The 23,162-nt window shown below is 69.5% G+C and carries 19 protein-coding genes and 4 pseudogenes; 7 read left to right on the top strand and 16 right to left on the bottom strand.

What is annotated here, in order from left to right; translation table 11 throughout:
* Both ADL25_RS39760 and ADL25_RS39765 read right to left on the bottom strand, forming a co-directional pair.
* Positions 1–199, bottom strand: a pseudogene (locus tag ADL25_RS39760) (haloacid dehalogenase type II); the annotation flags it as partial.
* A 299-nt stretch (positions 200–498) separates the two neighbouring features.
* Positions 499–957, bottom strand: a complete 459-nt coding sequence (locus tag ADL25_RS39765) for a hypothetical protein (protein WP_059132864.1) — start codon at positions 955–957, stop codon at positions 499–501.
* Between the two features lie 420 nt (positions 958–1,377).
* On the opposite strand from ADL25_RS39765, the gene ADL25_RS39770 reads away from it, so the two are divergent.
* A complete protein-coding gene (locus tag ADL25_RS39770; RefSeq protein WP_059132806.1) occupies positions 1,378–1,905 on the top strand; it encodes a hypothetical protein in 528 nt (175 codons plus the stop codon).
* 89 nt (positions 1,906–1,994) lie between these two features.
* Here the strand turns inward: ADL25_RS39770 and ADL25_RS39775 are convergent, their stop codons facing one another.
* Together ADL25_RS39775 and ADL25_RS39780 are read right to left on the bottom strand one after the other, a co-directional pair.
* Positions 1,995–3,479, bottom strand: coding sequence for a hypothetical protein (locus tag ADL25_RS39775; RefSeq protein WP_059132807.1), 1,485 nt, complete (start codon positions 3,477–3,479; stop codon positions 1,995–1,997).
* Between the two features lie 37 nt (positions 3,480–3,516).
* On the bottom strand, positions 3,517–5,358 hold the full coding sequence (locus tag ADL25_RS39780) for a bifunctional metallophosphatase/5'-nucleotidase (protein WP_079050911.1): 1,842 nt from the start codon (positions 5,356–5,358) through the stop codon (positions 3,517–3,519).
* 652 nt (positions 5,359–6,010) lie between these two features.
* Between ADL25_RS39780 and ADL25_RS39785 the strand changes: the two genes are divergently transcribed.
* A complete protein-coding gene (locus ADL25_RS39785; RefSeq protein ID WP_199839294.1) occupies positions 6,011–8,404 on the top strand; it encodes a SpoIIE family protein phosphatase in 2,394 nt (797 codons plus the stop codon).
* Between the two features lie 160 nt (positions 8,405–8,564).
* Here the strand turns inward: ADL25_RS39785 and ADL25_RS39790 are convergent, their stop codons facing one another.
* Positions 8,565–9,107, bottom strand: coding sequence for a GNAT family N-acetyltransferase (locus ADL25_RS39790; RefSeq protein ID WP_059132808.1), 543 nt, complete (start codon positions 9,105–9,107; stop codon positions 8,565–8,567).
* A gap of 353 nt (positions 9,108–9,460) precedes the next feature.
* Here ADL25_RS39790 and ADL25_RS39795 point away from each other — a divergent pair, with 353 nt between their 5' ends.
* Entirely contained in the window at positions 9,461–9,724 is a 264-nt protein-coding gene (locus ADL25_RS39795) for a GlsB/YeaQ/YmgE family stress response membrane protein (protein ID WP_059132809.1), read from the top strand.
* Between the two features lie 177 nt (positions 9,725–9,901).
* Here the strand turns inward: ADL25_RS39795 and ADL25_RS39800 are convergent.
* The 9 genes and pseudogenes from ADL25_RS39800 to ADL25_RS39845 all read right to left on the bottom strand — a co-directional run bounded on the left by ADL25_RS39800 (position 9,902) and on the right by ADL25_RS39845 (position 17,090).
* Positions 9,902–10,570, bottom strand: a pseudogene (locus ADL25_RS39800) (nucleotidyl transferase AbiEii/AbiGii toxin family protein).
* The gene (locus ADL25_RS39805; protein ID WP_059132810.1) at positions 10,567–10,923 is read right to left on the bottom strand and encodes a hypothetical protein; all 357 of its coding nucleotides are present in this window, start codon (positions 10,921–10,923) and stop codon (positions 10,567–10,569) included. The pseudogene ADL25_RS39800 and the gene ADL25_RS39805 overlap by 4 nt, the downstream one beginning before the upstream one ends.
* A gap of 94 nt (positions 10,924–11,017) precedes the next feature.
* Positions 11,018–11,536, bottom strand: a complete 519-nt coding sequence (locus tag ADL25_RS39810; protein WP_059132811.1) for a GNAT family N-acetyltransferase — start codon at positions 11,534–11,536, stop codon at positions 11,018–11,020.
* Between the two features lie 651 nt (positions 11,537–12,187).
* Positions 12,188–13,243, bottom strand: a complete 1,056-nt coding sequence (locus ADL25_RS39820; RefSeq protein ID WP_059132813.1) for a hypothetical protein — start codon at positions 13,241–13,243, stop codon at positions 12,188–12,190.
* A 516-nt stretch (positions 13,244–13,759) separates the two neighbouring features.
* Positions 13,760–13,996: a YceI family protein gene (locus ADL25_RS51220; RefSeq protein ID WP_059132814.1), complete on the bottom strand. Its 237-nt coding sequence runs from the start codon at positions 13,994–13,996 to the stop codon at positions 13,760–13,762.
* A gap of 196 nt (positions 13,997–14,192) precedes the next feature.
* Positions 14,193–14,939 (bottom strand): SDR family oxidoreductase, encoded by a 747-nt coding sequence (locus tag ADL25_RS39830; protein WP_059132815.1) that lies wholly within the window; start codon positions 14,937–14,939, stop codon positions 14,193–14,195.
* Positions 14,940–15,198: 259 nt separating this feature from the next.
* Entirely contained in the window at positions 15,199–15,453 is a 255-nt protein-coding gene (locus ADL25_RS39835; RefSeq protein WP_059132816.1) for a hypothetical protein, read from the bottom strand.
* 502 nt (positions 15,454–15,955) lie between these two features.
* Positions 15,956–16,204: pseudogene (locus ADL25_RS39840) on the bottom strand (transcriptional regulator); the annotation flags it as partial.
* 283 nt (positions 16,205–16,487) lie between these two features.
* On the bottom strand, positions 16,488–17,090 hold the full coding sequence (locus ADL25_RS39845) for a CGNR zinc finger domain-containing protein (protein ID WP_059132817.1): 603 nt from the start codon (positions 17,088–17,090) through the stop codon (positions 16,488–16,490).
* Between the two features lie 324 nt (positions 17,091–17,414).
* Here ADL25_RS39845 and ADL25_RS39850 point away from each other — a divergent pair, with 324 nt between their 5' ends.
* Positions 17,415–17,888, top strand: coding sequence for a VOC family protein (locus ADL25_RS39850; protein WP_059132818.1), 474 nt, complete (start codon positions 17,415–17,417; stop codon positions 17,886–17,888).
* 317 nt (positions 17,889–18,205) lie between these two features.
* Positions 18,206–19,342 (top strand): Fic family protein, encoded by a 1,137-nt coding sequence (locus ADL25_RS39855; RefSeq protein ID WP_059132819.1) that lies wholly within the window; start codon positions 18,206–18,208, stop codon positions 19,340–19,342.
* Positions 19,343–19,593: 251 nt separating this feature from the next.
* Here the strand turns inward: ADL25_RS39855 and ADL25_RS39860 are convergent, their stop codons facing one another.
* Positions 19,594–20,451: a helix-turn-helix transcriptional regulator gene (locus ADL25_RS39860; protein WP_059132820.1), complete on the bottom strand. Its 858-nt coding sequence runs from the start codon at positions 20,449–20,451 to the stop codon at positions 19,594–19,596.
* Positions 20,452–20,600: 149 nt separating this feature from the next.
* Here ADL25_RS39860 and ADL25_RS39865 point away from each other — a divergent pair, with 149 nt between their 5' ends.
* Together ADL25_RS39865 and ADL25_RS39870 are read left to right on the top strand one after the other, a co-directional pair.
* Positions 20,601–20,819 (top strand): 4-oxalocrotonate tautomerase family protein, encoded by a 219-nt coding sequence (locus ADL25_RS39865; RefSeq protein ID WP_059132821.1) that lies wholly within the window; start codon positions 20,601–20,603, stop codon positions 20,817–20,819.
* Between the two features lie 54 nt (positions 20,820–20,873).
* A complete protein-coding gene (locus ADL25_RS39870) occupies positions 20,874–21,680 on the top strand; it encodes an SDR family NAD(P)-dependent oxidoreductase (RefSeq protein ID WP_059132822.1) in 807 nt (268 codons plus the stop codon).
* Between the two features lie 624 nt (positions 21,681–22,304).
* On the opposite strand, the pseudogene ADL25_RS39875 reads toward ADL25_RS39870, so the two are convergent.
* Positions 22,305–22,887: pseudogene (locus ADL25_RS39875) on the bottom strand (Uma2 family endonuclease).
* Positions 22,888–23,162: the final 275 nt, after the last annotated feature.

Here is a 23,162-nt window from a genome sequence, read left to right on the forward strand (position 1 = left end):
GGAGCACGGCGCCGCCGATGTCGGTGAACGGGACGTACACGCCGCTGAGGGTGAGCGCCTCGGAGTAGGTGATCAGGTGGGCGAACCACAGGCGCAGGGTGGCGGGATCGTCGAAGATCCTCTCGAAGACGGGGCGGAGCGCGTCCAGGTCGAGCAGGGTCTCGTTGACGTCGAACACGACGATCGGTCGCTCACGCATCACACGCCTTTCGTTGCAGCCACAGGCCATCAAAGGCAAGGGGAGTGTGGAACCGCCACGGCACCGGCCTCTTCCTCGGGCAGCGCCATCCCGCCACCGCAAGGAAGGTGTCCCAGCCGGGCGGCCGCCGCATCGGACCCAGCGACCGCATCCATCGGACGCAGGTCCTCGATGGACCGTATGGCCCACAGACCGGGCGGGGCAGACGGCCCGAAGCCGGCCGCGGGCGGGCGGGCCCCTGGCGCCCGCGGGGCTTCACGACGGCCGCCGAGCACAACTCCGGGCCGCCCCTTCCCCGTCTAGTCCCGCATGATGCGGGACAGCCACGGCGTCAGCCGTATCATCCCCGGCACCAACTCCTGGTAGGTCTCGTCGCCGGGCAGCGGCACCACGAGCCGCAGGCCGGGAGGAAACACCCGGCCCTTGGTGTAGGCGAGGCCGCCGTAGACGGACCTGAGGAACGCGGGGACCGAGTCGCGCGGCACGTCGTGGAAGTCCACCCCGTCCACGGTGATCTTCGCGTCGTCCTCCGGGAACAGGTGCACGCTCACCGACGGCGCCCCCCCGAGCTCCACGAACGCCTCGTGCGGCAGTGAGCCGTCGGCGTCGAGTACGGCGAAGACGCCGGCCGACGTGCGCCGCGAGGTCTGGTCCGCGCCGATGTCGTCGGTGACCGACACCTCCAGCGCGTACTCCTTCGCGATCGCGCGGACCGCGGTGACGGCCGCCTCGGTGGTCGGCAGATGCGCGTTCTCCATGACCTCGATCATGCCCGACACCGGCCCCGGCGCGCCCTGTTGAGAACGAACCCAACTCTGCGACGCGGGAGGGATGTTGCGGCCGCCCCGGATGCCGGCAGGGGCGTACGGAGGAGCGCGGCGCGCACCTGAAGGCGCCGTCTCCCGTGGGCGGCGGCCGGGTCGCCCTGCTCGCGTGACGGGTGTTTGTGCTGGTGGGGGCCTTGCCCGAGGGGAGGGGGAGTGGGTCGTGCAGCGGATGTGGTCTGCGCTACAACCATCCGGCGGCCCGCGCGGTCTTACCTGATGACCGATACGCGTGGACAGTGCTCTTCACGGGGTGTGAAGGCTTTCACGGTGGTTTGCCGTGCCTTGTGTGCTGTCCGGCGTGCCTGATCGTCACCAGCGACACCGTCATTTGGAGCAAGGGGGAACTTTCTCATGCGTGCTCGCAGCATCCTGGTCGTCGCGGCGGCCTCCGCCGCCGCACTGATCCCGGCGGCCTCCGCCGTCGCGGGGACGGGCCCGGCCCCGGCACCCGCCAAGCAGCACCTCACGGCCCGTTCCACCGCCCCGTCGGAGGCGGGCAACCCGCTCACCGCCACCGCGCAGGCCGCGGGCGTGTGCGCGGACGCCTACCAGATCGGCGCCACCGCCTACATCAACCGGGCCGGCGCCCACGTCGCGTCCGTCAAGCAGTTCTACTCGCCCTCCTGCAAGCGCAACTACGGCTACGTGTGGGTGTGGCAGAGCTTCCGCAGCAAGATCAAGGACTACGACGTCAGCGCCGGCGTCTACAGCTACTCCCGCGACCAGGTCGTCGGCCAGGACTGGTGGAACGCCACCAACGGCCAGGAGTTCTGGTCGCTGCCGGCGGCCACGGTGAGCGAGTGCACCGCGGCGATCGGCACCCTGCGCGCTCCCGGTGACCCGGTGGCCGGGCAGGCCGTCACGGCCAAGCGCTGCTGAAAAAGGCGTCACCCCTGCCCGGGGTCCGGCCGGCGCGCGGCGGCCGGACCCCGGCACGGTCCGCTCCCGGAGGGGAGAACGGGCTGCGTTCATGCCTGTGCGGTGACCCGCAGGACGGCCTGGCTGCCCTCCACGATGTACAGGTCGCCGCTGCGGCGGTCGACGGCCACGTCGAACGGTCCGGCGAGGGTGGCCGTCAGGGCGGGGCCGCCGTCGCGGCCGGTGGTGCCGAACGAGCCGCTGCCGGCCACGGTCGTGATGCGGCCGCCCTGCACACGGCGGACGACGTTGTTCAGGGTGTCCGCGATGTACAGGGTGCCGGCGTCGTCGATGTCGATGCCGTGCGGTGTGTTGAGCGGGGCGGCCGCCCCGCCGTCGCCGGGCCGGCCGGGGGTGCCGGTGCCGGCGACGGTGCGGATCCGCCCGTCCGCTGCGATGCACCGGATGCGATGGTTGTAGGTGTCGGCGACATACAGGGTGCCGGAGGCATCGACGGCTATCCCGCAGGGATGGTTCAACTGGGCCCACTCCGCGCGGATGCCGTCGCCGTTGTAGCCGGCGGTGCCGGTGCCGGCGAGGGTCCGGATGGTCCCGTCGCCCGAGATCATCCGGATGCGGTTGTTGTAGGTGTCGGCGACATACAGGATGCCGGCGCCGTCCACCGCGAGGGCGTGCGGATGGTGGAGCGAGGCGTGTACGGCAGGGGTGCGGTCGCCGCTGTATCCGGCCCGGCCGTCACCGGCGACCTCGACGAGCACGCCCGCCTGATCGACCCTGCGGATGCGGTTGTTGTAGGTGTCGGCGATGTAGACGGTGCCGTGCGCGTCCACCGCCACACCGTGGGGGTGGTTGAGGTGCGAGCGGGCCGCGGGCAGGCCGTTGTCGTAGCCGATGCTGTTCATGACCCCGGCGACCTGTTCGGTGGCGCCGGTGACCTGGTGCTGGCGCACGACGGCGTCGAAGACGGTGACGTCGAGGGCCGGCTGCGCGGACGGGGTGCGGATCTGGAACTGGCAGGCGGCGCCGGACACCGTCGTGGTCAGCGCGAGGGTCTGCGGTGAGTCGGTCAGCACCACGGGCGCGGTGCGGACGTCTTCGGCGCCGTTGTAGAAGTCGAGATACACGGTGCCCGACCCGCGCACGCTGACACAGCAGTCGAGGCGCGCGCCGGCGAGCACGCTCGGCACCGCGTACAGCCAGGTGTTCGCTGCCACGTCGGTGCCCGTCCAGCGGACGGCGCTGCGCCCGTCCACGGTGGCCGGCTCGAGCAGCAGGCGGGCCGGGCCGGTCGCGGAGGTGGCCTTCCAGGCCAGTGTGCCGGTGGGCGCGCCGAATCCGCCGGCGAGTTCCTGATCGCTCCACGAGGACGGCGCCGCTATCCGCCCGACGACGCCGGCGGTACTCGCCGCAACGTAGATTCGGCCGGCCGCATCGACGGCGGTGCCGTGGTTGTCCCCGAGGACGCTCTTGCCGCCGGCGATCGGCACGGCCTGCCGCAGGTCGAGGCCGGCCGCCGGGCCGCCGAAGCCGCGGCGGTCGGTGCCGTCGCCGGCGATGGTGCTGATCGTCGCCACGTCTGCCCTTCCCTCCCTGTGCCCGTCCCGGTGCGTCTCAGCCGCTTTGGCCGACGGCGGTGACGCGGGTCAGCGGCAGCGGGGCGATGACCTGACGCTGTCTCAGGTAGCGGATGAAGCCCTCGCGGTCGCGGTCGCCGCGGACCGGGTCGGTGAAGGAGGTGAACGCGCTCGTGCCGTCCGCGCCGATCAGCGTGTAGCTCAGGCCGGCCAGCCGGTAGCTGCGCCCGGCATCCAGCACGGTGTCGTCGATGAACACCGCCTGCGGGTCTATCCGGGAGCCGGGCGGCTTGCCCAAATCGACGCTGTAGCGCACGTTGTGCGAGACGGCCAGCGGCGCGAAGGCGATGGTGCCGCCTTGCCGGGCCGTCCACTGGCCCTCCAGTGCGGCGTGGACGGCGGCCCCGGTGACGGTGACGGTCAGTACGACGGCGCCGTAGCCGAACGCGTTCCACGCCTCGCCGAAGAGCACGACACCGTCCTCGCCGCCCGGCACATCGCCTTGCGCCCAGGTGAGTCCGTCGCCGCCCAGTGCTGCCGATCCCGTGGCCGGGGCGGTCGCGAAGAGTGCGAGGTCGGCGCGGGAGCCGTCCTGGTTGGCCAGCCAGTACACCGCGTCGGCGGCGAGGTCGCCCATCGTGCTTTCGCCCAGCGCGTTGGCGGTGCGGGAGAAGCCGGCGCTCTGCCGGGCCACGGGCTGCGCGTAGCGCCGGGTGGCCTGATCGACCCAGTAGTCGGCGATGGCCTGGATCTCCGGGTCGGGCGGCACGTCGTGCGTGGTCGGGTGGTTGACCGAGGTGGTCAGCTCGCGCACCACCTCACCGGTGCGCGGGTCCAACCGCAGCACGATCTCGCTGATCAGCTGTCCGTGGCAGCCCGCCTCGACCACCGGCCGGGGCCGGCCGAGCGGGTCGGGCAGCATGCCGTTGAACGCCGCGTGCCAGTGCCCGGTGACGATGGCCGCGATGTCGGGGGAGGCCTGGGCGGCGAGCTGGAAGCAGAACCCCGTCGGGTCGCTCAGGCCGTTGAAGTCCGTCCCCGCGGCGCCCCCGTCGTGCATGCTGACGACGATCGCGTTCACGCCCCTGGCTTTGAGTTCGGCTGCGTAGGTGTTGACGGTGGCGATCTGGTCGAGCTCGCCGAGACCGGGCTGGTACGACGTCGAACCGGTCACCGTCCCCAGCACGGTCAGGTGGATGAATCCCACCGGCAGCCTGCGCCCCTTGCCCGCGTCGACCCACACGATCGAGTACGGCGGCACGATCGACAGTCCCGAATCCGCGTACACGATGTTGGACGTGTAGAAGGGGAAGTTCGCGCCGCTGAATCTTTTGCCGGTGGAGTCGGTGAAAGAGCCGTCGAGTCCGGGAACGCCGTAAGGCTTGCCCTTCTCGATGTGGTCGATCAGGTATTCGGGGAAGCGCTGGTCGAGTTCGTGGTTTCCGACCGTGCTGAACTGCAGGCCGAGCTTGTTCAGCACTTCCACCGTCGGCTCGTTGGCGAGCGAGTCCGCCTCGAAGGTCCAGCCGGAGAAGTTGTCCCCGGACGCGAAGAAGATCGAGTTCTTCCGCCCGGCCCGCAGCCTCTTCAGATGCGCCGCCAGATATCCGGCACCGCCCACCACGACCTGGTCCCCGGCATGGTCGGTCAGGACGTTGTAGCCGCCGACCTCCGCCGGCTGGAGGTAGCCGTGCAGGTCGGTGATGTTGAGCAGCTGCACCTCGACATGGCGGTCCGGATTCGGCTCGATCGCGTTCGCCGACGCGTACGCGTGCTGACCGACACCGGCCCATCCCGGTGCCCCGACCAGCGCAGAGGCAATCGCCCCGGTGCCGGCGCGAAGAAAATTGCGCCGCCCGATGTTGTCACCCTGGGACATGCTCACCGAACTTCCCGTCCGACACGATCAGTGCCGGAAGGGAAGTTATCCACGCAACGGGACAGGCGAATGAATGCCCAGTGGGTTCCCGATGCACGCATCATGGTCCGCACCGAATGCCCGGGTGAACGGGACGGTGCCGGCGGGGTGTTGCCACGTAAAGAGCCGAAAACGTCGGTGAACTCTTCCGGCCGTGGGCGACGTTCCGGTCGGCTTTCGCCGAAAGCCGTGGCCGCCCCTTTTCCCTCCGCGGGTGGTCTCGGCGCTTCCCGGGCCAGGACGACCGCGCGCACCGGCTACCGGAATTCGGGCATACAGCAGGCGCGTGCAGTCCGTGCCGGCGAGGACACCGGTGACCGCACCGGGGCGCCGCCCGCCACCGACCGCCCGCGACGCAGGCGATCAGGCTTCGTGACGGAGGCGGAGCCCGCCTGGCGACGGCGGCCCCTCACAGTCCGGAACCGAGCCGCCACAGACCGTGCGTGCCCGGGCCCCTGACTATGCCCCTGTCCTCGGTTCCCGCGCCCTCTTGGCGCCGGAAGCGCCCACCGTTGTGCCGTCCCGGTCCCGACGCGCTCCGATGTCGCCGCTGCCCGCCCCGGAGGACACTGGTGGCGTACCGAGCTCTGAGGCGAGCCGAAAGCTGATGACTATGGGTGCATCTCATGCCACCGAGCGCGGCGGCCACCCCAAGGTGGCCCACCCAGAAGACCCGGCGGCCCACATCATCGTCGACGACAGGGGCACGGTGGCCGGATGGAGTTCCGCCGCCCAACGGCTCCTGGGCTACCCCGTCCACGCGATGCTGGGACGCCCGGTAACGGACCTGCTGGCCGATACCGGGCCCCCGACCGACCCGCGCCCCGCCGATGACGCCTTCGCGGTGCGGCTGCGGCGCGCCGATGGCGCCGTTGTCTCCTGCCAGGTGGGCATCCGCCCCGAACGCGCCGGGCAGGCGGGAACGAGGTGGCAGGTGACGCTCGCCTGCGCGCAGGAGGAAAACCCGACCGCCGCACTCGACCACGCCCTGCTGGACACCCTCTTCACGGCCTCACCCGTAGGCCTGTACCTCCTGGACCCCGAGCTGCGGATCATCCGCTTCAACCCCGCGGCCGAAGGCATGGAGAACACCTCGATGGCAGAAGCCGTCGGCCGGCGCCCCACCGAGGTATGGCCGGACTTCGCGGTGGAGATGGTGGAACGAATCATGGAGCAGGTCCGTGCGACCCGGCAGTCGGCGATCGCCGTCGAAAAGCGGATGTACCCCCCGGGAGACCCCGACCACGAGCATGTCTACTCGGCCTCCGTCTTCCCGCTGGAGGACCGTCACGGCCGGCTGCTGGGCATTGCGGACGCCACCGTCGACGTCACCGCCCGCCACCTGGCCAAGGAGCGGCTGAACGTGCTGGCCCTGGCCGGTACCCGGATCGGGGCGACCCTCGACGTCCTCGACACCGCCTGCGGACTGGCGGAGGTGTCCGTGCCGGGGCTGGCCGACGGCATGGCGGTGGAAGTGCTGGAGTCGGTCCTGGCCGGAGAAGACCTCGTCCCCGGCCCCGTACAACCCGACACCGTGCTGCGCCGCGCGATCGTCCGCATGCGGGACGAGGAGAATCCTGCAACGGTCGGCGACCCGGAGGGCAGGGTGAGTGCCGCCGAGGCCCTCGCCGACTTCCAGCCGCGCATCCTCGACCCGCTCAGCGCTGTCGGGCGCCGGGCCATGGCCGGCCTGCCGACCCACCGCGATGAGCCGCACTCTCTGATGGTGGTCCCTCTTGTCGCGCAGGACCGGGCTCTGGGACTTGCCACGTTCTGCCGCTGGGGAGCACGCCGGCCCTTCGAACAAGACGACCTGACCCTGGCCGCAGAACTCGCCCAGCGCACCGCGGCATGTCTCGACAACGCCCGCCGCTACTTGCGTGAACGCAATTCTGTTGCCGCACTGCAGCACGCTTTGCGCCCGGGCGGCCTGCTCCCCGAACACACCATGGACGTGGCCCATGCCTACGTGCAGGCAGGTTCCGGCGGCGACTGGGTCGATGCCGTCCCCCTCTCCGGCGCCCGCGTGGCCCTCGTCGCCGGCCGCGCGCCAGGCCACGGCCTGCAGACCGCCGCAGCCGCAGGACGGCTGCGCGCCGCGGTCCACACGCTGTCGGACATGGACCTGCAGCCGGACGAACTCCTCGCCCGACTCGACGACCTGGCACGCCGGCTCAGCAAGGAAGACGGCCACAACACCCCACGGCCGATCCCGGACAGCGACGCCAGAGAGGCCGGCGCGACCTGCCTCTACCTGATCTACGACCCGGTATCGCTGCGCTGCTCCATGGCCAGCGCCGGCCACCCCTGGCCCGTGATCGTGCACCCCGACGGCACCACCGTCACCCTGGACCACCCCATCTGCGCCCCCCTGTGCTACTCCGACGGGCCGTTCGAAAAGATCGACATCGACCTCCCCGAACACTCGATGCTCGCCCTCTACACCCCCGGCCTGTTCCAGGAACAGTCCGAAGTCCAGGCCCGCGAGCACATAGCCGACCTCCTCACCGGCTACACCGGAACCGTGCGCCAGGCGTGCAGCATGCTCACCCAGGCACTCGTCCCACCGCACCCCCACGAAGACGCCGCCGTCAAGGTCGCCCGCACCCACTCCCTCAGCCCCGCACGCGTCGTGTCCTGGGACCTGCCCAGCGACCCCTCCGTGGTCTCCACCGCCCGCTCCCTGGTCACCGAGCAGCTCACGAGCTGGGACATGAGCGAGACGACCTTCACCACCGAACTCATCGCCAGCGAACTGGTCACCAACGCCATCCGCTACGCCAAACCCCCCGTCCGCCTCCGCCTTATCCGCGGCCACGTCCTGACATGCGAAGTCTCCGACGGCAGCAGCACCTCCCCCCGGCTGCGCCACGCCCGCACCACCGACGAAGGCGGCCGCGGACTGCTCCTGGCCGCCCGCCTCTCCGAACGCTGGGGCACCCGCTACACCGACGACGGCAAAACCGTTTGGGTCGAACAGAGCATCCCCGAACTCGCGACCGCATAAGGACGCGTGGAAGGCCGCCGGCTGCGCTGGAACACGCAGTGTCCACACAGCTCAGGTGTCGTCTCAGCCGGTGTAACGGCGGTGGCGGACGAGGGCACCCTGCGATGCCGCGGCGAAGGCTGCCGACCTGGCGCTCCAAGTCGGCCCCGCGGGCGGCAGCCTAGACCTTCGCGTCCGGCTCCCATTCCTGGGCCAGGAGCCCGAGCAGCACCTCATCCAGGAACTCGCCCATCACCCAGGCCGAGGAGCGCAGCACACCCTCACGGACGAAGCCGTTGCGCTCGGCGGAACGCAGCATCGCGGCATTGTCCGACAACGTCTCGATCTGCAGTCGCTGCAAGCCGCGCACGACGAAACCGTAGTGGCACAGCACCGCGACCACGTCGGTGCCGTACCCCTTGCCGCGCGAGGACGGCAGCAGCCCCAACCCGATGTGCGCGGACCGGTTGTGATTGTCGATGCCCCACAGCGTCGCGGTTCCGACCAATGCGCCGCGATCCAGCTCCACCACAGAGAACGGGACGTGCCCCTGTTCCTTGTCGTCCACCACGAGCCGCGAGTCCTTCGATCCGGGCGTGATCGGCCGCCACGGCCCGCTTTCGGCCCGGGAGGAGTTGACCACGTCATCGTAGAGCTCGGTCCGCAGGACCGGGATGTCGTCCTCATGCCGGGCCCTCAGCCCGACCTTGCTGCCCCTTAGCATGCAGGCTTCCTATCCGACCGGTCCGGCCGGCGGCAAACCAATACTGATGCGAGCCGCCGCACCCCTTCGCACGAGATGCCCTCACCCTTCGCCTTGAATCCCCGAGTTGACCTCGAGCGGCGCGGCGATCCCCACGGCCCGCTCGTAGTGTTCCAGCACAGGGACAGGTTCCTGCTCAGAGTCAGGTCCCTCCATTGGAGCCGCAGCCTTGGTAGACGGTGAGGGCCGTCGGTGGGAAGGGCGACCTTCAAGGTGCTGAAGGTGCGCAGCCATCGAAGCGATCGCTGCGCAGCGGAGTGTCGACGCCTCCCGGGGGAACACGTGTGCCATCAACTCATGAAGGGGCGACAGGCATGGAGATCTCAAGCATCATCAGCGCGATCGTCATCGGCATCGTGATCGGTGTCCTTGGCCGACTCGTGGTCCCTGGCCGACAGCACATCGGCATCCTGTGGACGATCGTCATCGGCATCATCGCCGCCTTCATCGGCACGGCCATCGCAGCGGGCATCGGCGTCGCCGACACCGACGGCGTCGACTGGATCGAATGGCTCATCCAGATCGCCCTCGCGGCAGTGGGCGTGGCTGCACTCAGCAAGGTCAAGGTGCGCCACTGACAGACGACTTCAGCCCCTAGCGAAACCTGACCAGCTCGGTTTGCCGCGCCTGCAGGTGACACTTTGCCCCGCAGGCGCGGCGGCCGCGTTCTGATGGTCATGCTGCCCTCCCGGCGGCCAAAACGCGCACGCTGTGTACCGAGAAGAGTTGGTCCAGCGGGGCGAACGGCCCTCCGGTCACAAGTCGTCGGGTTCTACCTGAGTCTGCAGACGTGCACCGATGTCCATAGCCCATTCCAGAGCCCACGCCCGCAGGGCGTCGATCTGCCCGGACTCAAGCCCGTAATCTGCGTAGTCCTGGTCATCCCACCATTCCGTGCCGGCCAGGCGGTCGCGAAGGTCTTCCAGGTTGAAGTCGTACCGTGCGTGCCGTCGACCCAGGTTCTCGAGGTCTGCTTGGGAATGGTGCTGGGAGGCAGCATGGACGTCGATGAGATCGCGGACCGCGCCTCGGTCGGCGAGGGCTCTCACCTTCGTGCCGATCACGTCGTCCAGCGACAGTACAGGGCCGTACTCGCTGGACACCGGCGGATGCCACAGGACTTCTTTCAGGATCGACCTCGCACCGTTCGCCGGAACCGGGATCGGTGGCCAGGAGACGGCCCGAGAGCGCTCCGACCTCGATCTGTTCCACCTGCCAGCCCTGTGCTGTGAGCCCGTCGCTCACCACGCGGATGATCTCGCTGATCGGTGCCGGGTTCTCGGTGGCCACATCGACGTCCTGGGAGAGGCGGTCGACCAAGCCATGGACTTGGACGGCGTAACCACCGGTGATCACCAGCGGGTATGGGCTCCCACTGCCAGGACGTCGGCCAGGAGGCGACGGTGCAGTTCTGACAGCCTCACGCGGCCGTGGCCCCGCCCGGGCGCAGTTCAGGGAAGCGGATCTCCCAGGCGTCGCGGAGGGGACGGCTGATCAGTGTGCGCAGCACCGGCCACTGAGCAATGAGCAGGTCACGGTCGAGGAAAGCGGTCAGGTCCTGACGCTGCCCTTCCGTCAGAACGGTGCGGTAGAGGCTCATCCGCGAGCGGGCCTGGCTGAGCCCGTACGAGCGACGGCCGGACCAGACCACGTGCAAGGGCAGCTCCACCGTGCCGGCCACCGGACCGGCGAGCTCGTCCAATGAGGCCGGCAATCGCCGGGCGTACTGCTCGCGCAGCGTCTCGAATGCGCCCGGTGCCGGGGAGGAGGCGGACATGCCTGCCAGTATCGCCCCTCGAGCACCGTGATGACCACGCAATCCACGCGATCGCCCCCGGAGGCTCAGCCGCCCGATGCATGGATCGTCGGCGTCACCCCCCTGTGCTTCGCTGCCATCGGATCTCACCCTCGTGCCATACGCCGGTGGGAGTGAGCCCGGCGGCAGCGGCGACGGCAGCCGATGCCCGATGTTCGGGATGGATGTGGGCGATGACGGTGTGCACCGGCTGCCGGCCGAGCCAGTCGACGAGTCCTTGGGCTGCTTCTGTGGCGATGCCCCGCCCTTGCCACGGGGTCCCCACCACCCAGGCGATCTCGGCAACCAGGCCGTCCGTGGACGGACCGACCGTCGCCTGGACTGTGCCCGTCAGACAGTCTTCGTCGCGGAGCAGGATCACCCAGTTCAGCCAGGACACGGCGGGTTCGGGAGAGCCCGCGGTCATGCGCTGATAGCGCGAGCGCAGAGCGTGCAAGGTGTCCGGAGCACCGCCGATAAAGGTGTGCAGGGCCGGATCGGACAGCACCGCGGCCATCTCCTCGGCATGCTCAACTTGCAGCGGAAGCAGTATCAGTCTCTGGGTGCCGATGGCCTCCGCCACGAGCCTGCTCACGCAGCCACCGCCTGTGGGCGCAGAAGCGCCTTACTGCCGGATGGGTATCCGATCCCGCCGGACGCGCCGACGTCCGCCCAGGTGCCCGACGAGGCAGAGATCGCCCAACGCACCCGACCGCCGGTCACAGGACCACGGGCGTCCATCCGCAGTACCGGTCCCGTGAACAGCTGGTCCACGCTCATACCCTCCACCCTCGCACCGTGCCGGGCCGGTCAAGCATCGGGCACCTCCATCGAGGCGGCCGTGCCGCGACCAGAACCCCCCAAGGCGAAGACCGTCTCCCGCTACACCCGGAGCCGTCTCCAGCCCCGGCAGTGTCTTCTGAAGCCTTTGCCGCCGTCTACCGGTGTGGAAACTACTACGGCAGCGCCCGTACCGACTGGTCCGGGGGCCCTTACCGAGGTCCGTACCGGGGTGAGCAGGTCAGCTCGGCCCGCGTGACCGCGGCATCCGCACACTCCGCTCCATGGCGGCCCTTACGGCGGCAGGCCCCCGTATCGGGTGAGGCGGGGAGCGGGCCCTGCACGTGAGGGCGGTGCGGCCGCAGTGCGCGGCCACACCGCCAGGGTTCTCTGTCGCCTCAGGTGCGCTGCCGACAACGGAGACGGCCTTCTCGGGCAGCCGTTCGCGTCGTAGCAGGGGACGGGGTCAGCCCGTGCAGCGGGGGACGCTGTGGAGGGGGGCGCAGTTGGCCGGGAAGTTCCTCACGACGGAGCTGCGGATGAGGTCCACCGGGAACGGCGGCAGGGTCGCGTTCGGCTGGGCTTCCATGCGTGCGCTCGTGCCGATGAACAGGTGCAGGAAGCTTCCGGGGTTCGAGATGCCGCCGCCGGAGCTGCCGTTGGAGGTGTTGCGGGTGACGGTGCTGCGGTAGAGCGTCGTCGGCTCGTCGGCGCCGAGGCGGATGCCGCCGCCGTCGTTCCGGGCGATGTTTCCGCTGACCTGGGTGGAGTTCAGCCGCAGCGGCCCGGTGTGGAGGTTGATCGCGAGGTTGACGAGGCCGCCCCCGAGGTCACCGGAGTCGTTGTGCTCGACCGACGTGTTGGTGAGCGTGGTGTTTCCCGCGGTGGCGAGACCCCCGCCCCAGATCCCGCTCGCGTTGCCGCGCAGGGCGCCGCCCTGCATCGTCATCGTGCCGTTGGTGGCCACGCCACCGCCGAAGGCCGCCCGGTTGTAGCTGACCGTGGTGTTCCTCAGGACGAGCGTTCCCTGCTGGTTCCAGATCCCGCCGCCGGTGCCGGCCCGGTTGTTCCTGACCGTCGAGTCGGTCAGGGTGAGGGCGCCGCCGGCGTTGAGGATGCCTCCACCGTCGGAGTCGTCGGCGCCCGTCTCGCCGTAGCGCACGGTGACCGACTTCAGACTCAGGCTGCCGCCCGCCCGTACGTGGAAGATGCGGAAGGGTGCGGCGGCATTGCGCTCGATGGTGGTGTCGTCTCCGGTGATCCATACCTTGCCGGCGATCTCGGGCAGACCGTCACCGGGGTTGTCGGCCGACGTCAGGGTGTAGACGCACCGGGGGGCAAGGACGATGCTGCCGCTGCCGCTGGTGTTCGCGTTGGTGATGGCCGTCTTCAGTGCGGCGACGTCGTTGCACGGGACGCGGGTCGCCGGCTGCGCCTGCGCGGGCGCGGCAGGCAGCAGGGCCAGGCACAGGCCGAGGCCGGTGACGGCGGTGACGGTGGCGCGTCTGAGCGTGTCAGTCATGCGGGTTCCCTTGGCTGTGGGGGGAGGTGAGGCGATCCGGGCGACGCCCAGCTACCGAGCCTTCGCTCCCTGAGCGCCGGTGATCACCACTCAGGCATACCTGATGATCAGTCAGGTATATCGGGGGTGCCCCCGCCCGGCGCACTGCGGTCCAGCCGTTCGGACGCACCGCCGAGCCCCGGGCGGGCCATGGGGTTCGCTGGGGTGGCATCCAGGCCCTGAAGATTCCCGTCGAAGGCGATCAGAGGCCGGCGCTCCGGGACGAGCCGACACCTGGCCCGGTGGGGTCTCTGGGCCGAGTAGCAGCGCGGAGACGCTGAGTTCGAGCCGCACCTTGTCGCTGAGCAGGATGTTCCCGGCCGCGAGGAGGACGTTCCAGGCGAGGCCCCAGTCGCCGGAGGGTGGCCGAGCCCTCGAAGCCGATCCGCCGCTGCCGTCGGGGTCGCGGACGGCGCCGCCGTAGCCGAGGCCGAGGCGCAGCGGCGGTTCGACGTTCTTGATCCTCAGGTTCCCCCGTCATGCCGAAGACGCCCCCGCCCAGGGGACGACCGCGATGGACCGGAAGAGGATGAGGGGGAAGGCCGCGGCGTCCAGGAAGCCGGGGCCGGCGATGCGGGAGTCCCGCACCGGGACGCCCGGGTCGAGGCTGCCGGTCTGCACGCTCACATGGGCCTCGGAACGGGCCGGCCGGGGGGCGTCGAGCCGCCCGAAGCCCTCGAAGGCCGTGAATCCGCCCCACACGTCGGTGAGCATGGCGTGCCGGACGGAGAGGCCGACCGCGCTGTGGACCGGGCCGACATGACGTACGCACCGGTCACTTCCTCCCGAGGAGGAGCCGGGGGAGTGCTCTCCGCGCCGTTCCCGGGTATGGCGGGTCGACCTCTTCGGACGGGGTGGATCTCGGGGGCTGCGGGTGGCCCTGCCGGCGAGCAGGGCCACCCGCGGAGGCTTACCGCTGCTGCGCGAACCAGTCGGCGAAACGGGTCGCGGCGAGCTGCGCGCCGGGGCCAGGGACGAGGGAGTCGTCCTGCAACTCGGACCCGTAGTACCGGGCATGCGGGTCCGCGACGACCTTGCGGGAGTCTTTCTGGGAGGTCAGCACGTCACGCACCAGATCGTCGAAGCGGAACACGTCCGGGCCGGCGATCTCCACCACGCCGTTGAGGGGCGCGCCGGCCGCGGTACGGGCGACGGCCGTGGCCACGTCGTCGGAGTAGATGGGCTGGAACTTGACGGGCGCGATGCGCACCGTGTCGCCCTCGGTGCCGGCGTCCGCGATGCCGTTGACGAACTCGAAGAACTGCGTGGCGTGGACGATGGAGTAGGGAATGCCCGACGCCTTGATCAGCTCCTCCTGGGCCAGCTTGGCGCGGAAGTAGCCGTTCTCCGGGAGCCGGTCGGTGCCGACGATGGAGAGCGCGACGTGGTGGGTGACGCCGGCGTCGGCGTTCGCCTTCATGAGGTTGCCGGTGCAGGTGCGGAAGAAGTTCATCACCGCGTCGTCCTCCCACGAGGGCGAGTTGGAGACGTCGACCACGACCTGCGCACCCTGAAGGACCTCGGCCAGACCCTCACCCGTCAGGGTGTTCACGCCGGTGTTGGGGGAGGCCGCGACGGCCTCGTGCCCGTGCGCGTTGAGCTTGCTGACGACCTTCGAGCCGATGAGCCCGGTTCCGCCGATGACTACGACCTTCATGAATGGAGTCCTCTCGGGTGCTGTCGTGCGCGGAGCGCACGGGACGGTGACTCGCCCACCGGCACCGGTAGGTAGGTGTTCGCCGGTATGACCGAGCAGCAGGGCAGTTTGTGACAGGGGTCCCGGCCCGGCGGGCCCCCGGTGCCTCCCCTGACCCTCATCGACCTCTACGCTGCTTCTTGACCTACGCAGACGCTGCGACGACCTGTCCGAGATCTTCGCGACCGGGCGACGTCTCCAAGCACGCGTCACCGGTGCCTCAAACGACGGCGATGCGAGTCTGATGGCGCAGGTTCCAGCGGCCCAAGGCATCGCGATCCACACGCTCCACGTCGGCCCACCCCTCGACCAGGCGCATGCCCCGGTGGCTTCCCGTCTCTGATCTGGCACGGACGACGGCCACACGCACCGCCTGCTGCGGATCACCCGCCTCGGGAACGAGGTAGAAGGCCCGAAGGGGAGACCCTTCCTGCGAGCGATGATGAAGCTCGACCAGCCACCCGTGGATGCTCATATCGTCTGCCCTCGCGTGTCGCGGTGAGCCAATCGGTTCACCTGGCTACAAGGCCAGCGTGGACATCCTGCGCCCGCGACAACCAGAGCCGCCTCGTTCCTGGGACTGCCATGACCATGTCCGCCCCAGACAGTCCCACCTGCCTTCCACCGGTTCAGAGCCCGAGGCAGCGGAAGCTCAACCGCGTACGAGACGGTGGACCCGTCCGCAGGACCGCATCCACCCGAGCACTCCGCCAGCTCATCCGCTCCGCCACCGGGTCGGCTCGGGAGGGTGGCCCTGGGAGACCGTAGGCTCGGGGAACTGCGTTTGCGAATCCGGCGTACACCCCGGCCGGGGGTGTGACAGCGAGCAGCCGGCAGGCACTTGGGCCCGACACGGTCAACCACCACTCCCAGGACGCCGTACGCGGTGCCCGGAGGATAGAAGGCGAGCGCTTTTCCGTCGCAGCCGTCAACCGCGATCTCCGAAGCAGGCGTCGTCCAGTTGCGGGCGGTGACCCCTATCCGGTCATGGCCTGGGTGCCGAGGACGGTGAGCAGGGTGAGGCGTTCGGCGTCCTCGGTGCCGGGTTCGGCGGTGTAGACCATGATGCGCAGGTCGCTGCCGGCCACGGTCAGTACATCGCAGTCCAGGCGCAGCGGCCCGACTTGGGGGTGGTCGATGGTTTTGCGAGCGGCTTCGTGACGGCCGACCGCTCCGGAATCCCACAGTTCGGCGAAGCGGTCGCTGTGCTCGCGCAGTTCGTCGACCGCGGGGCCGGAAGTGCGGGGGCCTGAGGCACGCCGGCCGCGGGCCTGCCATGGCCCCTCGGCTTGAGGTTGCGATAGACGTCGCGCCTGGGAGCGGCGCCCTGGCGTTGCGGGAGGTGTTGCGCAGCTCAACGGCCGGCGTGCATGTCATCCCAGGTCAACAGCCCGAAGCTCGTGGCCGGTCTGCCGGTGTCCCTCCCTGCGTGCCTTCTCGCACCCTGAAGGGCGTCTTGTGTCCGCGCCACCGTGGCGTGACGCTGCCGGTGCGACACGGCCTGCGGGGTCAGCCTGCCGTTGCGGCGGCCTGTTCCTTTCTGCGCTGCCGGTAGGCGCGCATGGACGCGCGGGAGGCGCACTTCGGGCCGCAGTAGCCGGCCGAGCTGTTGCGCGTCCGGTCGAAGAAGCAGAAGTGGCAGGGTTCGTGACGGCACGCCCGCAGCCTGTCCCACACGCCCGCGTGGGCGAGTTCGGTGACGTTCGCGAGTACGGTCGCGAACAGCCCGGGGATGCCGGTCCGCGTGCCGGCCAGGCTGGCTCCTGCAGCAGTGACGACCGTGGTGAGGGGATACCGGGTCGAGAGGCCGCGCAGCTGCTCCTCCGCCCGGGCGATTGCCTCGGGTGTGGTGTTCTTGTCGCCTGCATGCGCCAGCAGCACGGTGATCAGGGCGTCGCGCAGTTCGCGTGCTCTGGCAGCGTCGGCTTCGGTGACGTGGGCGCTCCCCGTGACCAGGCCCTGCTCCTGCAGCCAGGTGTGCATGGTGCGGGCGTCCGCGAAGCGCTCGGGGAGCCGCCGGGGCCCCGAAGCGTGCGTGTTGAGGAAACGCAGGAGTGTGTCGGCGGCTGCCGGCTGGGTCAGCGGACTGCGCTCGGTCGCGGGTGCGGGCATCGTGCGCGCCTCCTTTCCCGGTCAGTCTAGGTTGCCTCCCGTTAGGGGTGAAACCGATACGGCCTTCATCCCCTCCCGGTCCGGTGAGGTGTGTCACGAAAGCCCGGATTCACGCCGGCGCACCTTGGTGGGTTAGTGGCTAATCGTCTACGGTCCTCACCAAGAAGAGGGGCTGAGCCGCTCCTGGAGGTACGGCTCGAAGCCTTCGGTGATCCGGCCGGTACCCGGCGTGCGCGCACGGTACGGCTCCGCCGCCCTCGTCCCCCTGAGCCGGTGACCCGCCCGTATGCGGCGCGCCACCGTCAACCAAGAAAAGGACTCTCCATGTACATGAAGCTGGAACTGGCCGTGCTGCCCGTGTCCGATGTCGATCGGGCCAAGGCGTTCTACGAGGCGGCGGGATTCCGCCTGGATCTGGACAAGGCCGTTCATACGGAGTGGCGCGCGGTGCACCTCACCCCGCCGGGCTCGGAGTGCTCGGTGATGTTCGGTACGGGGCTGACGTCCGCCGAACCGGGCTCCGCCCAGGGCCTGTATCTGGCCGTCCTCGACATCGAGGAGGCCCGTGCGGAGCTGATCGCCCGTGGTATCGAGGTGAGCGAGGTCTTCCACGACGCCGGCGGGCTGCTGTTCCACGGCCACGAGGACGGGGAGATCACCCACCGGCGGGAGGGGCAGGGGCGGCTCGCCGGTCCGCACCCCGACCGCGCCTCCTATGGCTCATTCGCCACCTTCAGCGACCCGGACGGCAACGGCTGGGTGCTCCAGGAGATCAAGCAGCGCTTCCCCGGGCGCTGACACCGGCTCCCTCCCGCAGGGCCCGTTTCGATCCGGCGGGTCCTGCACCCAAATAAGAGCATATGCTCGTTTTCTGTGAAAGGAATTCCCGTGAACATGCCCCCCGCGGAGCCGTCCGGGCAGGACAACCCCGGCCCGGAGCCGGTGTCGCACCGTGCCGGCGCGGACTGTCCAGGCGTGCCTTCGTCGGCGGTGCGGCCGCCTCCGCCGTCGCCGCTGCCGGTCTCTCGCCGGCCGGCGGCCTGCCGTCGGCCTGCCGTCGGCCTCCGCCACCACGGCGCCTTGACGCGATGACTGCGTCATCATGTCATTGCTTCATGCTGTACCCCACACCCGCCCTCACTGACAGCGACAAACGAGTCCTCCAAGGCATTGAGCGGATGCGCACCTTGCTGCGCCACCAGGTCCGCTCTGAAGCCAAGTGGACCCCGGGCCTGCGGAAGTTCCTCACTGCGGATGCTGTGGCAGCTTCCAACTCCATCGAAGGATTCAAGGTCGCCACCGTCGATGTGGAAGACCTGATGGACGGTGAGCGGGACGTCGAGGTCTCCGACGAGAATCGAGAGGAGACCCTCGCCTACCAGCGCATGGTGACCTACATCCAAACGCTCCACGACGCCGCGGACTTCACGTACAGCACGAGCTTTTTCAACGCCCTGCACTGGATGCTTCAAGGCCACCGTCACCACCCGCGCAAACCCGCCGGACAATGGCGCCGCAGCCCCGTCTACGTCACCGACGCCCGCGACCCAAGTATTGCCGCCTACACCGCACCTGATGCCGAGGCAGTCCCCTCACTTATGCAGGAGTTGGTCGACTGGCTCAACGCCGGCGACACCACCCACACCTTGGTCCGGGCAGCCATGGCACACCTCCATTTGGTCTCCATCCACCCATGGGCCGACGGCAACGGCCGGATGTCTCGCTCGCTTCAAACGCTGATAATCGCCCGGGAAGGAGTCCTGGCTCCCGAGTTCTCCTCCATCGAGGCCTGGCTGGGGCGGCCGGGCAACACCTGGGAGTACTACCGGGAACTCGCCAGCCGCGGCGCCCACTACCTGCCCGACCAGGACGTGTCCAGCTGGCTCCGCTTCAATCTCACCGCTTACCACCAGCAGGCTCAAACCGTGCAAGGCCGCCTGACCCGAGCAGGCAACGTCTGGGGAGCTCTGACCGACTTCACCCAACAAACAGGCCTCGACGAACGCATCGTCGCCGCCCTCCACGACGTTGCCATGGCCGGACGAGTACGCCGCTCCCGTTACGAACACGCCGAAGGCCTCAGCCTCCAGCAGGCCCAACGCGATCTGCGTGACCTCGTCGCCTCCGAAGTGCTCAGACCCGTCGGGCGCACCCGCGCCCGCTACTACACCGCCGGAGCCCGCTTTCCCCAGCAAGCACTGGACATCGCCCGCACCCCTATGGCCCTCATCGACCCCTACACAGCTGCCTGACAGACGCTGCGCGAGACCTGCCTTGAGATCTCGACGAACCGGCCAGCGCTTCGTCGAGGCCACCCCCGACCCCACGTCTACACCAACGGATCGACGGCGCGGACGCGCAGCCGTACATCACACCTGCCGACCGCACATCCCGCAGCGCCGTACCGGCAAGACCGGGCGGCGCTGCCGCTGGATCCTGGGGGATCCGTCGCGGAGACCAGGAGCGGGAGTCCGGCCCGGGCAGTGCAGAGGTATCCCCTTCGCTACCCTCGCCTGTACTCCGGGGTCAGGTCCTGGGTGCCGATCACCGAGAGCAGCTCGAACTGCTCCACCGCCGGGGTGCCGACTGCGGGGGTGAACCACAGCAGCCGCTGACGGCCGTCCTCGCTGAACAACGACAGGCAGTTGACCTCGATCGTTCCCAGAGTCGGATGGACGATCCGCTTCCGGTCGTTGCGCCGCACGGCGACGTCGTGCTCGGCCCACAGTTCGGCGAACTCCGCCGAAGCCTCGATCAGGTCGTCCACCAGATGGCGCGCCTCCTCGTCCTGGCTGCCGCGGCGGGCCACCGCGGCCCGCAGGTCGGCCGTGAAGGCGTGCGCATGGTATTCGTGATCCGCCTCCGGGTAGAGCTGCCGCCTGTCTGGTTCGGTGAACCACCGGTAGACCAGGCTCGCCCGCCGCCCCGTATAGGCCGACTCGTCGCCCACCAGCGCACGTGCCAGCGAGTTCTGGACCAGGGCGACGTGCAGATCGGTGACGACCATGGCCGGTGTGTGCGGCATCCGGCTCATCAGGTCCAGCATGCCCGGGTGCACGTGCGATGCGGCGCTTCCCGCAGGCGGCACAGGCCGGCCGGCCAGGTGGTACAGATGGTTGCGCTCGTCGAGATCGAGCCGCAGCGCGCGGGCGAACGCGGCCAGCATCTGCTCCGACGGCTGCGCCCCGGACCCCTGCTCCAACTCGGTGTAGTACTCCACCGACGCCCCGGCCAGATGAGCGACCTCATCACGTCGCAGCCCCGGAACACGGCGCCGGGGACCGCCCGGCAGGCCCACATCGGAAGGCCGGATCCGGTCGCGGCGCGACTTGAGGAACGCGCCGAGCTCGTGAAGGTCCATGCCACCAGTCTCGCTGCTGCCGCACCCGTTACCCAGGGGGTGGCAACCCCTGGGTAAGCGCCATCTGCCTTTTCGGGCGTTCGCGACCGACAGTGATGGCGGCAGCCCACGGCGCTGCCGCCATCACACAAGCCCCCTAGGAGCCGGATATGCCCTTCGCGAACTTCAAGGTCCCTGCCGGATCCCTCACAGCCGAGCAGACCAAGACCCTCATCGCCCGCACCACGGACCTGTACGCCGAGATCTACGGGGAGGCGGCACGCCCCACCACCCTCGTCCTCGTCGAGGAGGTTCCCGACGGCGGCTGGGGGATCGCAGGCACCGCCCTGACCCTGTCGATGATCCAGAGCAGGCACGACCAGGGCTGAACCTCCCACCCGCCCTCACTGACTACTGATCATTCAACGAATCGAGTTTTCGTCATGGCTTCCACCCAACCGGCCACGGACCGCCCCGCCAAGATCGCTCTTGTCACGGGAGGCAACCGCGGCCTCGGACGTTCCGTCGTCGAGTCGCTCGCCGCCGCAGGCACCGACATCGTGTTCACCTTCCGCTCCCACGAGGAGGAAGCCAAGGAGGTCGCCGACGCCGTCGCCGCACTGGGCCGCATCGCGGTACCACTGCACCTGGACACCACGCAGCCCCAGACCTTCGCCGCGTTCACCGACCGGCTCCGGCAGGCCCTGGAGACGAACTGGGGCCGCGACAGCCTGGACATCCTGGTCAACAATGCAGGCTTCTCCGGGAGCACCGTCCTCGGCGCCACGGACGAGAAGACGATCGACGAACTGTTCGCCGTCCACGTCAAGGGCGTCTACCTGCTCACCCAGGCCGTCGCCGCCGCCGAGGAGGGCGCCGAGCCCCTGCTCGCGGACGGCGGGCGCATCATCAATCTCTCCTCCGGCCTGGCCCGGTTCGTCACCGCCCCCTACGCCGTCTACGCGGCGATGAAGGGCGCGGTGGAGGTCCTCACCCGCTACTGGGCGGTGGAGCTCGGGTCCCGCGGTATTTCGGTGAACACCATCGCCCCGGGACCCGTGGCGACCGACTTCGCCGACGGCTACCTGCGCGCCAGCCAGGACGTGCAGAAGGCCATGAGCGGCATGACGGCCCTGGGACGCATAGCCCACGCCGACGACATCGGCCCCGCCATCGCCGCCCTGACAAGCGAGGGAACCCACTGGATCACGGGCCAGCGGATCGAGGCCAGCGGAGGCTTCCGGATGTAGCCGGACACTGTTCCCGGCACAGGGCCCGGCCGGAGCGCCTTGCTTGGGCGGCGGGAAGCGGGCGCGGAGGGTCAGGGCCAGTGGCGTGACGGATCATGCCGGCCTGCGGCAGCGTCGGCCCGCCCCACGGGCTCCACCCCGGCCGGTGCAGGCCGCCCCGCACCACCTCGGCCGGAGCAGGACCCGCCCGCCGTGCCGAGGAAGTTCTGCGGCGGGGCGGGAACATGCGCCGGGTGCCGGTGGTTATGGAAGGCGTGGTGGTGAAGGGGACAGTGTCCCCGGGCCTCACCTATTGCCCATGAGGACGATCGTTCGGCTGAAGCCTCATGGAGCCTTTCGCCGCGTAGGCGACCTCGTCACTGCCGGTGCGAGACCGACCTGCTTGCCTGGGCGTGGACGCTCACGGTCATTTTCGACCTCGACGAGATGTCGGGCCCACGGCCGGAACCTCACGATCTGCCGCTCCTGCTGGGGCTGTTGCCAAAGAAGCCAGGCCGATAGCCAGCAGGGGAGGGCGCCACCTGCATCCAGCGAAAGAACCGTCTCTATCGGGGTGGCCGCACCCGAGTGCGGGGCGCGGCCTTGCGCGTTCCGATGTCTCAAGCGGCGCGCGTCACGTCTCGATCAGCGGACGAGGCGGATCAGGTCGATGTCGATACGGAAGGGCACCGCCGCCGTCTTCATGCGATCCCGGTGAATGCCAGTGGCGACATAGGCGCGGGTGGTTTCGTCCAGCTCGTATGTGTGGATTACAGGGAGGCCGCCTTCCTCCTCGATACGCCAATAGTGGGGAATGCCCGCCTGTGCGTACGTGAACGGCTTCAGCGACCTGTCCCGGTCGGCCGATTCGTCTGAGACCACTTCGATGGCGAGGGCTACCTCGTCGGGGAGATAGCACGTACGGTCCGGGTCGTAGGGAACCGTGACAGCCAGGACGTCAGGCTCGGGCCGTGTCTTCGTATTCAACTTGACCGTCATGTCCCGGTCGATCTCGAATCCCTCGGGGGCCTGATCGTCCAACACGGTCGTAAGCCGGGTGACGACGCGGGCGTGCCAGGAACGCTGCGGCGACACCATGAAGCAGCGCTCCATCGATCAGCTCGGTGTGCCGGGGGAGACCGGGTGCGTTGTCGAGGTCATCGGCTTCCCACCCACTCGGCCGAGGAGGCAGCATCCAGGGCGGGAGCGCGTCCCAAGCGGTAGTCATCGTCTCCTCCAGGTGCCCTGGCCAGCTTATCCGCCGGCGTCGCATGGCCAGCGGACGGCGGCGATGGAGGCTGAGAGCGAGACACCGCGAGGCCATCGACTGGACCGGGAGGGATGGGAATCGGAGGCGTCTGCGCCGCACTGTGGACCACCCCGCATCTGCGGAGAACACTCAGCCGAGGCGCACCTGACAGGTCCTCAAGCACTCTGCGGGACAAGGCAGTTAAAGGTGCTCCCGCGGGAGCACCCCACGGGGTGTGCCGCGGGCAGCCGATC

It is taken from the genome of Streptomyces sp. NRRL F-5122 (assembly GCF_001507435.1).
Taxonomy (GTDB): domain Bacteria; phylum Actinomycetota; class Actinomycetes; order Streptomycetales; family Streptomycetaceae; genus Streptomyces; species Streptomyces lannensis.